Annotated in this window: 9 protein-coding genes; 6 read left to right on the top strand and 3 right to left on the bottom strand. The window is 59.8% G+C overall.

All coding sequences use genetic code 11. The annotated features are described in order from the left end of the window. On the top strand, positions 1-3,277 hold a 3,277-nt coding region (locus HU743_RS23485; protein WP_346656535.1), incomplete at its 5' end, for a calcium-binding protein. Positions 3,278-3,420: 143 nt separating this feature from the next. Here HU743_RS23485 and HU743_RS23480 read toward each other — a convergent pair. After that, positions 3,421-6,315, bottom strand: a complete 2,895-nt coding sequence (locus HU743_RS23480) for a ribonucleoside-diphosphate reductase subunit alpha (protein WP_186551711.1) — start codon at positions 6,313-6,315, stop codon at positions 3,421-3,423. Positions 6,316-7,172: 857 nt separating this feature from the next. Here HU743_RS23480 and HU743_RS23475 point away from each other — a divergent pair. Both HU743_RS23475 and HU743_RS23470 read left to right on the top strand, forming a co-directional pair. After that, positions 7,173-7,895, top strand: a complete 723-nt coding sequence (locus HU743_RS23475) for a response regulator (RefSeq protein ID WP_186551712.1) — start codon at positions 7,173-7,175, stop codon at positions 7,893-7,895. Then, positions 7,892-9,502, top strand: coding sequence for an ATP-binding protein (locus HU743_RS23470; protein ID WP_186651493.1), 1,611 nt, complete (start codon positions 7,892-7,894; stop codon positions 9,500-9,502). The genes HU743_RS23475 and HU743_RS23470 overlap by 4 nt, the downstream gene beginning before the upstream one ends. Before the next feature lie 140 nt (positions 9,503-9,642). Here HU743_RS23470 and HU743_RS23465 read toward each other — a convergent pair whose 3' ends face one another. Next, a complete protein-coding gene (locus HU743_RS23465) occupies positions 9,643-10,368 on the bottom strand; it encodes a 4'-phosphopantetheinyl transferase superfamily protein (RefSeq protein ID WP_202883921.1) in 726 nt (241 codons plus the stop codon). A gap of 186 nt (positions 10,369-10,554) precedes the next feature. Further along, the gene (locus tag HU743_RS23460) at positions 10,555-11,346 is read right to left on the bottom strand and encodes a dienelactone hydrolase family protein (RefSeq protein WP_186651489.1); all 792 of its coding nucleotides are present in this window, start codon (positions 11,344-11,346) and stop codon (positions 10,555-10,557) included. Positions 11,347-11,489: 143 nt separating this feature from the next. Between HU743_RS23460 and HU743_RS23455 the strand changes: the two genes are divergently transcribed. The 3 genes from HU743_RS23455 (at position 11,490) to HU743_RS23445 (ending at position 14,265) form a co-directional block, all read left to right on the top strand. Continuing rightward, positions 11,490-12,095, top strand: a complete 606-nt coding sequence (locus tag HU743_RS23455; protein ID WP_186551715.1) for a hypothetical protein — start codon at positions 11,490-11,492, stop codon at positions 12,093-12,095. 149 nt (positions 12,096-12,244) lie between these two features. After that, entirely contained in the window at positions 12,245-12,922 is a 678-nt protein-coding gene (locus tag HU743_RS23450; protein ID WP_186622221.1) for a response regulator transcription factor, read from the top strand. Next, positions 12,919-14,265, top strand: a complete 1,347-nt coding sequence (locus tag HU743_RS23445) for an ATP-binding protein (protein ID WP_186651487.1) — start codon at positions 12,919-12,921, stop codon at positions 14,263-14,265. Before HU743_RS23450 ends, HU743_RS23445 begins: the two co-directional genes overlap by 4 nt. Positions 14,266-14,289: the final 24 nt, after the last annotated feature.

Below are 14,289 nucleotides of genomic sequence, written 5' to 3'. Positions count from 1 at the left end.
CCAGACCAGCATGGGCATGAGCGGTGAAGTCGAACGCTTGACCTACACCGGCACTGGCAATTTCACCGGGCGTGGCAATGCCGGCGATAACATCCTCACCGGTGGCGCCGGTAACGACTTGCTGATCGGCGGTGCAGGTGCCGACCAGTTGATTGGCGGCAACGGTATCGACGTAGCCAGTTATGAGGACAGCCTCGCTGAGGGGGTAACGGTTAATCTGAAAACCGGTGTGCACACCGGGTCTGCCGCGGGCGATACCTACTCCGGTATCGAAATCATTCGTGGCAGCAAGAACGGTGACACGTTTTTCAGCGGCACAGAAGCCAACATCTTTGATGGCGGCGCTGCAGGTGGCGTCGATACCGTCGATTATTCGTTGTCGGCGCAATCCGTGAACATCACTCTGACCACGCTCGGCACCGGCGGTGGCCTGGGCGGCGACGCACAGGACGACACCTTTACCAATATCGAGAAAGTTGTCGGTTCGGCGCTGAACGATGTATTTACTACCGGCTCTGGGGCGTTCTTGCTGCAGGGCGGAGCGGGCGACGATCTGTACATCATCAACGGCTCGGCCAACCAGTCGGTGATCGAATCGGCGGGTGGTGGTGACGACGAAATACGCACCTCGCTGAATACCATGACCTTGAGTGCCGAAGTTGAACGCCTGACCTATACCGGTACCGGTAACTTCACCGGGACAGGCAATGCGGGCAACAACATCATCACCGGTAGTGTGGGCAACGACCTGCTGCTGGGCGGCGCGGGTGCCGATATCTTCATCGGTGGCGCGGGAATCGATACGGTTTCCTACGACGACTCCACCGTGGGCCTGACCATCAGCCAGAAGACCGGTGCTCACACGGGCATTGCTGCCGGCGATACCTACGAGGGGATCGAAGTCATTCGTGGCTCGAAATACAGTGACACGTTCGTGGCTGGCGCCGGTGCCGACAAGTTCGACGGCGGTACGGTTGGCCCCGACAACATGGACGTCGTCGACTACTCGCAGTCTGGTGCAGCCATCAACCTGACGCTGGTCTCCGGAACCGGCACCGGCACCGGTGGTGATGCCGAAGGCGATTCCTTCTCGGGTATCGAGAAGATAATCGGTTCGGCCTACGACGACGTGTTCACTTCCTCCACCTCCGGCTCCTTCACCTTGCAGGGAGGGGCAGGCAGCGACGTCTACATCGTCAACACCGGTGCATCGGCAGTTATCATCGAAGCGCAGGGCGGCGGCGACGACGAAGTACGTACCAACCAACTCAGCATGGGGCTGCACAACAATGTCGAGCGCCTGACTTACACCGGCACCGGCAACTTTACCGGTCGCGGTAATGCCAGCGACAACATCATCACAGGTGGTGTGGGCAACGATACCTTGCTGGGTGGTGCAGGTGCCGACAGCTTTGTCGGTGGCGCCGGAACGGACACCGTCAGTTATGACGACAGCACTGTGGCCGTTACGCTGAATTTCAAGACTGGCGTATACAGCGGCATCGCGGCAGGTGACACCTACACCGACATCGAACTGATACGCGGCACGCAGTATGCGGATACGTTTATTGCAGGTGCGGGGGCGGACAAGTTCGACGGTGGGACCGGCGTTGACGTGGCGGATTACTCGCGATCCGCCCAGGGAGTGACGCTGACATTGGGTGCTTCCGGGGTCGGCTCTGGCACGGGCACCGGTGGCGATGCCGAGGGTGACAGCTTTTATGGCATCGAGACCATCATCGGTTCGGCCTACAGCGACGTCTTTATCACCAGTGTCAACTCGACCGGATTCACTGTGCAGGGTGGCAGTGGCGACGATGTTTACGTTCTCAATAATGCAAACTATGGCGCGATCATCGAGCTGGCAGGCGGCGGTAACGATGAGGTGCGTACCAATCAGTCTTACTACCTGATGAATGCCGGGATCGAGCGATTGACCTATACCGGTACGGGTGCATTCCAGGCACGAGGGAATGCACTGGATAACGTTATCACTGGCGGTGCCGGTGACGACATCTTGATGGGGGGCGATGGCGGTGACACGTTTATCGGTGGCGATGGTTTCGACACTGTCAGCTATAACGACATCGGGCCGGTAGGTGTGGTCATCAATCTCAAGACCGGTGAACACACCTCGATTGCCAAGGGCGATACCTTCCAGAGTATCGAGAAGTTCGTCGGCTCGGGACGCGATGACACCTTCATCGGTGATGATCAGGCCAACAATTTCGACGGCTCCTTTGGGCGTGACACTGTCAGCTTTGCCTTTGAAAGCTCGGCGATCACCCTCGACCTCACTCAGCCACTGACCGGTGCTGCAGCGGGTGACACTTACACTAACATCGAAAACTGGGAAGGCACCGCATTCAACGATACCTTGATCGGCGCAAGTGGCGCCGATACGTTTATTGGTGGCAAGGGCGCCGACTTTATCGATGGTGGTGCAGGCGTTCTGGATGAAGCCTGGTACACCGGCAGCTCGGCAGCAGTGCAAATCGACCTGCAAGCCAACACGGTCACTGGTGGCGATGCGACTGGCGATACGCTGGCCAATATCGAAGGGCTGCACGGTTCGTCATTCAACGACACCCTGACAGGCAACGCCGCCTGGAACACGCTCTACGGCGGAGCGGGAAATGATTTGATCTATGGGGGCGACGGTAACGACTCGATTTATGGGGGCAGCTACGAGCCTTATGCCATCAACGGCCCGGATCGAAGCGGACCCGCCGAAGCGGATCAGCTGTTTGGCGGCAATGGCAACGACAGTATGTTCGGTGCCAACAACGATGTTGGCAGCGTCCTGCATGGCGATGCCGGTAATGACGACATTACCGTTTACGCCGGCATCGCGTTTGGTGATGACGGCAGTGATTCGCTGGTAGGGACGGGGCCTGAGTATCAACTGTTCGGCGGCGCCGGTTCCGACACCTTAATCATGGGCGGCGGTGGATACGCCTACGGCGGTGAGGGCAGCGATACTTATAAAGTCAGTTCGTCGACCAATGTGTTGATCAAGGATGACGGGGTTCAGGGTGGTGACAGGGTCGAGTTGCAGAATATTGCCTCGTATGCGGATGTGCTGATCAAGACCGATGGCATCAATGCCTACATATTCAATGCAGTGGAGTGGAACGCTGGCAATCAGAACAATGCGGTGATCCTTGCAGACTGGTATGCAGGTTCAAACACCATTGAAACCTTCGCTACCGCCAATGGTGATACGTTCACCATTCCGGTTGTAGGGCAGGCGATGGCCGAGTCGTTCATGGTCTGAAGGTAGTTTGCGACAATAAAAACGGCGAAACCTGTCATTCGGGTTTCGCTTTTTTTCTCGATAAAAGAAAACCCCCGACAAACCAGAAGTCTGTCGGGGGTTTCTCATTCAAGCGTCTCGCAACGCCTGAAAACCAGCTCAGCTTATTGGCAAGCTTCGCAATCCGGCTCGTCAATCGCGCAAGCCTTTGGCACTGGCGCTGGACCTGCCGGAGCGGCCAGAACCGAATCATCACCATGGTTGCCGCCGCTGGAAACAGCGTTCAGCTTGCCGGTGTTGATGGTCGACTTCTCGGTGCTGGTCGCGGCCAGGGCACGGAGGTAGTAAGTGGTTTTCAGACCACGGTACCAGGCCATGCGGTAGGTCACGTCAAGCTTCTTGCCCGAGGCGCCAGCGATGTACAGGTTCAGCGACTGAGCCTGGTCGATCCACTTCTGACGACGGCTGGCGGCGTCAACGATCCACTTGGTATCCACTTCGAACGCAGTCGCGTAGAGCTCTTTGAGTTCTTGCGGGATGCGCTCGATCTGCTGAACAGAACCGTCGTAGTACTTCAGGTCGTTGATCATGACCGAGTCCCACAGACCGCGAGCCTTGAGGTCGCGAACCAGGTACGGGTTGATCACGGTGAATTCGCCCGACAGGTTCGATTTCACGTAGAGGTTCTGATAGGTCGGTTCGATCGACTGCGACACGCCGGTGATGTTGGCGATGGTCGCGGTCGGTGCGATGGCCATGATGTTCGAGTTGCGAATGCCTTTCTGTACACGGGCGCGAACCGGTGCCCAGTCCAGGGTTTCCTTCAGGTCGACATCGATGTACTGCTGGCCGCGCTGTTCGATCAGGATCTGTTGCGAATCCAGTGGCAGGATGCCTTTGGACCACAGCGAACCGTTGAACGTCTCGTAGGCACCACGCTCGTCAGCCAGGTCGCAGGACGCCTGGATCGCGTAGTAGCTGACCGCTTCCATCGACTTGTCGGCGAACTCGACGGCAGCGTCGGAGCCGTAGGCGATATGCTGCAGGTACAACGCGTCCTGGAAGCCCATGATGCCCAGGCCGACCGGACGGTGGCGGAAGTTGGAGTTCTTCGCTTGCGGCACCGAGTAGTAGTTGATGTCGATCACGTTATCGAGCATGCGCACGGCAGTGTTCACGGTGCGTTGCAGCTTGGCGGTGTCCAGCTTGCCGTCGACGATGTGGTTCGGCAGGTTGATCGAGCCCAGGTTGCAAACGGCGATCTCGTCCTTGTTGGTGTTCAAGGTGATCTCGGTGCACAGGTTCGAGCTGTGGACCACGCCGACGTGCTGCTGCGGGCTGCGCAGGTTGCAAGGGTCTTTGAAAGTCAGCCATGGGTGGCCGGTTTCGAACAGCATGGACAGCATCTTGCGCCACAGGTCTTTGGCCTGGATGGTCTTGAACAGCTTGACCTTGCCTGGGTATTCGGTCAGCGCTTCGTAGTACTCGTAGCGCTCTTCGAAGGCTTTACCGGTCAGGTCGTGCAGGTCCGGTACTTCGGATGGCGAGAACAGGGTCCACTTACCGTCATCGAAGACGCGCTTCATGAACAGGTCAGGGATCCAGTTGGCGGTGTTCATGTCGTGGGTACGACGACGATCGTCACCGGTGTTCTTGCGCAGCTCGATGAACTCTTCGATGTCCATGTGCCAGGTTTCCAGGTAGGCACACACAGCGCCTTTGCGCTTGCCACCCTGGTTCACGGCCACAGCGGTGTCGTTCACCACTTTGAGGAACGGCACCACGCCTTGCGACTTGCCGTTGGTGCCCTTGATGTAGGAGCCCAGTGCACGAACAGGCGTCCAGTCGTTGCCCAGGCCACCGGCGAATTTCGACAGCATGGCGTTGTCGTGGATCGCGTGATAGATGCCCGACAGGTCATCCGGCACGGTGGTCAGGTAGCAGCTCGACAGCTGTGGACGCAGGGTACCGGCGTTGAACAGGGTCGGGGTCGAAGCCATGTAGTCGAACGAGGACAGCAGGTTGTAGAACTCGATCGCACGGTCTTCTTTGTTCTTCTCTTCGATCGCAAGACCCATGGCCACGCGCATGAAGAAGATCTGCGGCAGTTCGAAACGCACGCCATCCTTGTGGATGAAGTAGCGGTCATACAGGGTCTGCAGGCCCAGGTAGGTGAATTGCTGATCGCGCTCGTGGTTGATCGCCTTGCCCAGTTTTTCCAGGTCGAAGGTGGCCAGCACCGGGTTCAGCAGTTCGAACTCGATACCCTTGGCGATGTAGGCCGGCAGGGCCTTGGCGTAGAGGTCGGCCATTTCGTGATGGGTGGCGCTTTCGGCGACTTCAAGGAAGTTCAGGCCTTCGGCACGCAGGGTGTCCATCAGCAGGCGGGCGGTGACGAACGAGTAGTTCGGCTCGCGCTCGACCAGGGTACGGGCGGTCATCACCAGGGCGGTGTTGACGTCGGTCAGGGCCACGCCGTCGTAGAGGTTTTTCAGGGTTTCGCGCTGGATCAGGTCGCCGTCGACTTCTTCCAGGCCTTCGCACGCTTCGGTGACGATGGTGTTCAGGCGGCCCATGTCCAGCGGCGCGAGGCTGCCGTCGGCGCGGGTGATGCGGATCGACGGGTGCGCGTTGACCGCAGCTTCGGCCGGGGCGTGGGCTGCGCGTTCTTTCGAACGGCCGTCACGGTAGATCACGTAGTCACGCGCGACTTTCTGCTCGCCGGCGCGCATCAGGGCCAGTTCAACCTGGTCCTGGATTTCTTCGATGTGGATGGTGCCGCCCGATGGCATGCGACGCTTGAAGGTTGCGGTGACCTGTTCGGTCAGGCGCGCAACGGTGTCGTGGATTCGCGACGAAGCGGCAGCGGTGCCGCCCTCAACTGCGAGAAACGCTTTGGTGATAGCGACGGTGATCTTGTCATCGGTGTAAGGAACGACAGTGCCATTACGCTTGATCACGCGCAGTTGACCAGGCGCGGTGGCTGCCAGATCCGAAGTCGAATCGGCGGCCTGCGGCAAGGTGCCCTGCGGGTTCTCGCGAGTTGTGTCGGTTTGCATGGGGGGTGGTCTCCACATTCTCTATGTTTGTTTGGCACCGTCATGGTGCTCACCGTTCTGTACCGAAGCACTGCAACCGACGGGCGTCGGCATTACAAACTTCGGAACAGTAGGAAAAAGGCTGCAACGCCGCATCCTTGCCGAAGTTTTGGCTGCGAGCCAATGCTCGCAACCGGATTCCTTCGCGGGTGACAGTCATGACTGCAACACCCATACCGTTTTGTCCGTTTCGGACTAAAAAAACGGCGCCATCCGCCAGTGCGGTTTGGGCTTCAAAAAACTTGCTCGTTCAACCGGAAACTCGCCATAAAGCGCTTGAGTTTCAGGCTTGAAATGTGGTTGGGTGTTTTGGTCGAAAACCCTATATGTAGGGTCTCCGTTTTCGCCGTGCTACAAGATAATGCGTTTCAGGGGAGGATTGCAACGTACTACCTGTGGATAAGCCTGTGCGTAAATTGTGTAAGAAAGAAGGAAAACGCGTGTAGGCCGCGAACCTGCTGAGCCAGACCGTTTGTCACTGTTTTTTCATCCGGAAAAACGCTTCAGCGGTTTTTTAAGGGCGCGAACCCTATCACAGAATTCCGCGGTGTCCGAACGCATTTACCGACTTGTTTTCCGAGTGATCGCCGTTTATACAATCGCTGGGTGTGCAGGTATTTTTATCCTCCTGAAACATGACAAAAAGACGGGAGGATTGCGCAAAAAACTGTAGGAGTGAGCCTGCTCGCGATAGCGTCTTTCCCTACAGCATCCTTATTGGCTCATCCACCGCTATCGCGAGCAGGCTCACTCCTACAGTGACCGTATTAGCCAGATAATCTTCTTTAATCAATAAAAACAGCAAGCAGAGGTCACCGGTGGAGCAACAAACCTGGCAGGTACTGATCGTCGAGGATGACCAGCGGCTGGCCGAGCTCACGCGCGATTACCTGCAAGCCAACGGACTGCGCGTGGAGATCGAAGGCAATGGCGCGCTGGCGGCGGCGCGGATCATCAAGCAGCAGCCGGATCTGGTGATCCTCGATCTGATGCTGCCCGGCGAGGATGGTCTGAGCATCTGCCGCAAGGTGCGCAGCCAGTACGACGGGCCGATTCTGATGCTCACCGCGCGCACCGACGATGCCGATCAGATCCACGGCCTCGATCTGGGCGCTGACGATTACGTCTGCAAACCGGTGCGGCCGCGTCTGCTGCTGGCGCGGATCCAGGCGTTGCTGCGACGCAGTGACACACCGGAGCCACTCGCTGAAAAGTCCCGCCGCCTGCAATTCGGCCCGCTGATCGTCGATAACGCCCTGCGCGAAGCCTGGCTGAGCGACAACGGCATCGAGCTGACCAGTGCCGAGTTCGACCTGCTCTGGCTGCTGGTCTCCAATGCCGGGCGCATTCTGTCCCGCGAAGAAATCTTCACCGCATTGCGCGGCATCGGCTATGACGGCCAGGACCGCTCGATCGATGTACGCATTTCGCGCATCCGTCCGAAAATCGGCGATGACCCCGACCATCCGCGCCTGATCAAGACCATCCGCAGCAAAGGCTATCTGTTCGTCCCGGAAGCCTGCGCAGACCTGGCCCTGTGAACTCGATCTTCCTGCGCATCTACGGTGGCATGTGCGCCGCACTGATCCTCGTGGCGGTGCTGGGCGTACTGGCGCTGCACTTGCTCAATCAGGTGCGCAGCGAGCAATACCGCGAGCGTCTCGCGCATGGCACGTTCTCGCTGATGGCAGACAACCTGCAACCAATGAACCAGACCGAGCGCCATCGTACGCTGCTGGTGTGGGAGCGCTTGCTCGGCATTCCGCTGACGCTGAAAAAGTTCGCCGAAACCGACCTCGATATGACCCAGCGCACCCGTGTGCTGCGCGGTCAGGCGCTGGTCGAGCAGACCGGTCCGCACGCGGCGAAGGTCTATCGGCTGGTTAGCGAAAAGGAACAGATGATGCTGGTGGGCGAGGTGCAGCAAATCAGCGAGCAACTGGCCCGGGCGACGATTTATCTGCTGGCCGATGAATTGGTGCGCGTGCCGGTCGCTGATCAGCCCCAACGTCTGGCGCAAATAAAGAAAGAAAAGGGCTTCGGCTTCGACTTGCGTCTGGTCACGGCGAATGACGCCGACATGGACGAAGACCAGAGTCGCCGTGTGTCCGAGGGCGATACGGTGATGGCGCTGGGCAAGGGCGGCGATTCGATCCGCGTGTTTGCCGGCATGGTCGGCACGCCGTGGGTGCTGGAAATCGGCCCGCTGTATCAGATGAATCCCTATCCACCGGAATGGCTGGTGCTGATTGCCGCCCTCGGCCTGACCCTGATCGGGCTCATCGTTTATTTGCTGGTGCGGCAACTGGAGCGGCGTTTGCGCGGGCTGGAAGCAGCGGCCACGCGCATCGCCAAGGGCAGCCTGGAAACCCGCGTGCCGGCGCGCGGAGCCGACTCGGTTGGGCGTCTGGCGTCGGCCTTCAATGGCATGGCCGAGCACTTGCAGCAGTTACTGGCGATCCAGCGTGAACTGGTGCGCGCGGTGTCCCACGAATTGCGCACGCCGGTGGCGCGGCTGCGTTTTGGTCTGGAAATGATCGGCTCGGCGACCACCCCGCAAGCGCTGGAAAAGTACCGTGAAGGCATGGACCACGATATCGAGGATCTCGACAAGCTGGTCGACGAAATGCTCACTTACGCCCGGCTGGAGCAGGGTTCGCCGGCCCTGACGTTCCAGCGCATCGACCTTGATGCACTGGTCAATCAAGTGATCGAAGAGCTGGCGCCGCTGCGCGCCGAAGTCACCGTGCAGCGCGGGTTGTGCCTGTCTTCTGCCGATAACGACGACGCCTGGGTCGAAGCCGAACCGCGTTACCTGCACCGGGCGCTGCAGAATCTGGTGAGCAACGCCATGCGCCATGCGCAATCGAAGGTCACGGTGAGCTATCAGGTCGGGCAGTTGCGTTGCCGCGTTGACGTCGAGGATGACGGGCCGGGCGTGCCGGAAGTGGCCTGGGAGCGGATTTTCACGCCGTTCCTGCGTCTGGATGACAGCCGCACGCGAGCGTCGGGTGGCCATGGCCTGGGGCTGTCGATTGTGCGGCGGATCATTCACTGGCATGACGGCCGGGCGATCATCGGCAAGAGCAAGAGTCTGGGTGGGGCTTGTTTCAGTTTGAGCTGGCCGAGGAATCAGGAGCGCCGGTAGGCGTGTGGTGGCAGGTCTGGCCCCATCGCTGGCAAGCCAGCTCCCACAGGTTTCGCGGGTGTACATAGATTCTGTGTTCACCGGGAATACTGTGGGAGCTGGCTTGCCAGCGATGAGGACCATGCAGGCAATGCAAAACTTCAGGCCTGGATGCTCACCAGACTCAACAACTGCCCATCCTGCACTCCGAACTGCGCCTCCAGCTCCGATCCGTTGCGCCATTCGCTGGATAAATCCGTCAACAACCGCACCCGTACCTCACCCGCCTCAGTCCATTCCAGCACTTCGGCATGCTCGAAATAAAAGCGCTGCTGCACGATCGGGTACAGCGCCTTGAACAGGCTTTCCTTGACCGAAAACGTCAGGGTCACCAGTAACGCCAGATGATCCTGCGACCCGGCCGCCATGCGCTGGATCTCCGCCGGCGTGAGGATTTCCCCGGCCAGGCGCTCGGCGCGCTCGTGGCTCAGCAGATTTTCCAGATCCATGCCCAAGCCGCGCCAGTCTTGCTTGTTGGCAACGATCGCGGCGGCGTGACCGGTGCTGTGAGTAATCGAGCCGCAGATGTGCGCCGGCCAGACCGGGGCGCGGTCTTCGCCAATGGCCGGGATCGTGTCCGTGCCGTCGAGTTGCGCCAGCGCGGCGCGGGCGCAGATCCGTCCGGCAAGGAATTCGGCCTGACGCTTGGCCACCGAGCGCTGAATGCTTGGCGGCGCGACGACGGCGCTGCGCTGAAAGTCATCGGCGAGCAGTCGCGCCGGATCAAATCGGGTGCTGAGCAGTACGGTGCCAGGCAACACCGTTGGCAATGGCCAACGACTGTCGAGCGCGGTGCAGCAGGCGGGCAGGGCGGGGGGGAGATTCATGGCGGGCATTTTGCCGGTTAGCACCGGTGCTGACCAGTAGGCCGTTTTTTGTGGCGAGGGAGCTTGCTCCCGCTGGGGCGCAGCCCCCAAAAGCCCGCTGCTGATGTCCGTCGGCGAGAAGTCGTCAGCAGATTTTGCGACGGCTGCGCCGCCGAGCGGGAGCAAGCTCCCTCGCCACAAAGGTGGTTAGCTGAAGATTTTCTGGAAGAACGCTTTCATGTCCGCCCAGGACTTTTCATCCGCCGCCTTGTTGTAACCAATGTCCGGCCCACCATGCTCGCCATGGCTCAAACGGTCGGCGTCCGGATTGCTGAAGCCATGCTTGGCACCCTCGAGACTGACGAACTTATAGTCCGCCCCGGCCTTGTCCATTTCCGCCTTGAACGCGGTGACATTGTCCTGAGTGACCATGCTGTCCAGCGCGCCATGCTCGACCAGGATCTTCGTTTTCACGCTGCCCGGGGTTGCCGGGGTCTTGGTCGCCAGCGCGCCATGGAAACTCACCACACCCGCCAGTGGCACGCCCTGACGCGCCGCATTCAACACCACGGCGCCACCGAAGCAATAACCGATGGCAGCGAGTTTGTTGACGTCGGTTTGCGGCTGTTTTTTCAGAAGGTCCAACCCAGCGGCAAAACGTTTGCTGGCTGCATCGGCGTCCTTGGTCGCCGCTTGCATGAAGGCCATCGCGTCTTTCGGGTGCTCGGTGTTCTTGCCTTCGCCATACATGTCGATAGCCAGCGCGCTGTAGCCGAGTTCAGCCAAATCCCGTGCGCGACGCTTCGCATAGTCATTCAGCCCCCACCATTCGTGGACCACAACGACACCGGGGCGTGGGCCTTTGATCGCGTCGTCATAGGCGTAGTAGCCGATCAGTTTTGTACCGTCGGCGCTTTGATAGGGGATTTCTGCGATCTTGATCGCAGCCTGGGTCAGGCTGCTGACGGCCAGCAAGGTGAGGGCGAGGAACAGGCGCATGGTCGGGTCTCCTTGATGTAAGTGGTCAGAACAGCCTAGACGATCTGGTTCAGCTTGGGTTCAGAGACGGTTCAGGGGCGGTACAGGGGCGGGTCAGTAACCTTGCGCCATACCCAAACAGCACTGTGAAAGAGGAAATACCCATGACTCGTTTAAACAAACTGCTGCTGGCTTTGACCGTAATGAGCGCCAGCATCGCGGCCCACGCCGACACCACTTCGAACTTCGCCGGCCTGAGCTTCGGCCAGACCAGCGACAAGATCAAAAAGTCCCACGCCTTGAATGACAACCTCGACCACCCCAACGCCACCGGGGCCATCGACGGCAACAACACCTACGGCGTGCGCCTCGGTCAGCAGAACAGCCAGGGTCGCTACTACGCCACCTACGACAACGTATCCGGTTCGCACAATGGCGTTAAACTGCGCCAGGAAAACCTGCTGGGCAGCTACGATCTGTTCTACCCGGTGGGCGGTAGTACCAAACTGTTCGGCGGTGCCACGGCGGGCCTGACCAAACTGACCCAGGAGTCGCCAGGTTTCAGCCGTGACAGCGATATCGGTTATGCAGTGGGTGGGCAGTTCGGTGTGTTGCAGCAAGTGTCGCAAAACACCTCGGTGGAACTCGGTTACCGTTACCTGCGCAGCAACGCCAGCACCGAGATGAGTGAGCGCGGCGGCAGCAAGCAAGGCTCACTGGACCTGACCAGCAGCGCCCAGACGTACCTTTCGGCCAACTACTATTTCTAAGCAGTTGCCGCAGATTGAATGTGGGAGCGAGCCTGCTCGCGAAGGCGATTGGTCAGTCGATGAATATTTCGCCTGATCGTCAGTATTCGCGAGCAGGCTCGCTCCCACAGGTGGGTTACTGGAGTTTGTGATTTAGCCGGGAGAGTTTTATGAAACTGTTGGTCGTCGAAGATGAAGCGCTGTTGCGCCATCACCTGCAAACCCGCCTCACGGAGAGCGGTCACGTGGTCGAATCCGTGGCCAATGCCGAAGAAGCGCTGTACCAGACCGGACAGTTCAACTTTGACTTGGCGGTGATCGACCTCGGCCTGCCGGGCATGGGCGGCCTCGACCTGATCCGGCAGTTGCGTTCGGGCGGCAAGAGCTTTCCGATCCTGATCCTCACCGCGCGCGGCAACTGGCAGGACAAGGTCGAAGGACTCGCCGCGGGCGCCGACGATTACGTGGTCAAGCCGTTCCAGTTCGAAGAACTCGACGCACGCCTCAATGCGCTGCTGCGCCGCTCCAGCGGTTTCACTCAGTCGACCATTGTTGCCGGGCCGTTGCTGCTGGACCTCAATCGCAAACAGGCGAGCCTCGATGAACAACCGCTGGCGCTGACCGCCTACGAATACCGCATCCTCGAATACCTGATGCGTCACCACCAGCAAGTGGTGCCCAAGGATCGCTTGATGGAGCAGCTCTACCCGGATGACGACGAGCGTGATCCGAACGTGATCGAAGTGCTGGTCGGCCGTCTGCGCCGCAAGCTTGAAGCCCCGGCGGGGTTCAAACCGATCGACACCGTGCGCGGTCTCGGCTATCTGTTCAACGAGCGCTGCACTTGATTCGTTCCCTTCGCGTTCGTTTGATGCTCGCCGCCACCACGTTGGCGGTGTTGTTCATGCTCGCCTTGCTCCCGGCGATGCAGGGCGCGTTCAGCCTCGCCTTGCAGGATTCGATCGAGCAGCGCCTGGCCTCTGATGTCACTACGCTGATCTCGGCCGCGCGCGTGGAAAACGGTCGGTTGATGATGCCTTCACAATTGCCCGATGAGCGCTTCAACCTCACCGATTTTCGCCTGCTCGGCTATATCTACGACCGCGACGGCAAATTGGTGTGGCGGTCGAAAGCCACCCAGGAAGAGCAGATCAACTACAAACCGCGCTACGACGGCCTCGGCAACGAGTTCGCGCGGATTCGCGAAAGCAACGGCCAGGAATTCTTTGTCTACGACGTCGAAGTCAAACTGCTCGGCGGCAAGAGCGCGGCGTTCAGCATTGTCGCGCTGCAACCGGTGCGCGAATACGAAACCACCCTCGAAGGCCTGCGTGAAAACCTTTATCTGGGCTTCGGCGCGGCGTTGCTGGTGCTGCTCGCGTTGTTATGGATCGGCCTGACCTGGGGCCTCAAGGCCTTGCGCCGACTCAGCCAGGAACTCGACGAAATCGAAGGTGGAACCCGCGAAAGCCTGACTGAAAAACACCCGCGTGAACTGCTGCGCCTGACCGGTTCGCTCAACCGCTTGCTGCTCAGCGAGCGTCAGCAGCGCAGCCGTTACCGCGATTCGCTCGATGACCTTGCTCACAGCCTGAAGACGCCACTGGCGGTGTTGCAAGGCGTCAGCGAAGACATGGCGCAGCGGCCTCAAGAGCGCGATCAGGCCTGGGTGCTGCAAAGCCAGATCGAGCGCATGAGCCAGCAGATCAGCTACCAACTGCAACGGGCCAGCCTGCGCAAAAGCGGCCTGGTGCGCCATCAGGTGCGCCTGCAACCGGTGCTCAAAAGCCTCTGTGACACGCTGGACAAGGTCTACCGCGACAAACACGTACGTGTCACGTTTGATCTGCCGGAGCATTGCTATGTGCCGATCGAACAGGGTGCCTTGCTGGAGATGCTCGGCAACCTGCTGGAAAACGCCTATCGCCTGTGCCTGGGCGAAGTGCGCGTCAGCGTGCGCGAGTCGCTCGCCGGGGTCGAGTTGTGCGTAGAAGACGACGGGCCGGGTGTGCCACTCGATCAACGCGCACGGATACTCGAGCGCGGCGAACGCCTGGATGCGCAGCATCCGGGGCAGGGCATCGGGCTGGCGGTGGTCAAGGACATCATCGAAAGCTACAACGCCCGGCTGGCCCTGGGCGATTCGCCGATGGGCGGGGCGGCGTTCAGGATTCATTTTCCTGCGGTTTAGGTGGTGCCCTTTATGACGCTATCG

The sequence above is a fragment of the Pseudomonas sp. SWRI99 genome (assembly GCF_014270125.1).
GTDB lineage: Bacteria > Pseudomonadota > Gammaproteobacteria > Pseudomonadales > Pseudomonadaceae > Aquipseudomonas > Aquipseudomonas hamedanensis.
Note: the sequence above shows the minus strand (reverse complement) of the source record. Positions and strands in the feature narration are given on the sequence as shown.

What these genes read in the sequence shown, in the direction of transcription:
- HU743_RS23480 (WP_186551711.1), bottom strand. Translation starts at nt 6,315, where the DNA reads ATGCAAACCGACACAACTCGCGAGAACCCGCAGGGCACCTTGCCGCAG.
- HU743_RS23460 (WP_186651489.1), bottom strand. Translation starts at nt 11,346, where the DNA reads ATGCGCCTGTTCCTCGCCCTCACCTTGCTGGCCGTCAGCAGCCTGACC.
- HU743_RS23450 (WP_186622221.1), top strand. Translation starts at nt 12,245, where the DNA reads ATGAAACTGTTGGTCGTCGAAGATGAAGCGCTGTTGCGCCATCACCTG.
- HU743_RS23455 (WP_186551715.1), top strand. Translation starts at nt 11,490, where the DNA reads ATGACTCGTTTAAACAAACTGCTGCTGGCTTTGACCGTAATGAGCGCC.
- HU743_RS23465 (WP_202883921.1), bottom strand. Translation starts at nt 10,368, where the DNA reads ATGAATCTCCCCCCCGCCCTGCCCGCCTGCTGCACCGCGCTCGACAGT.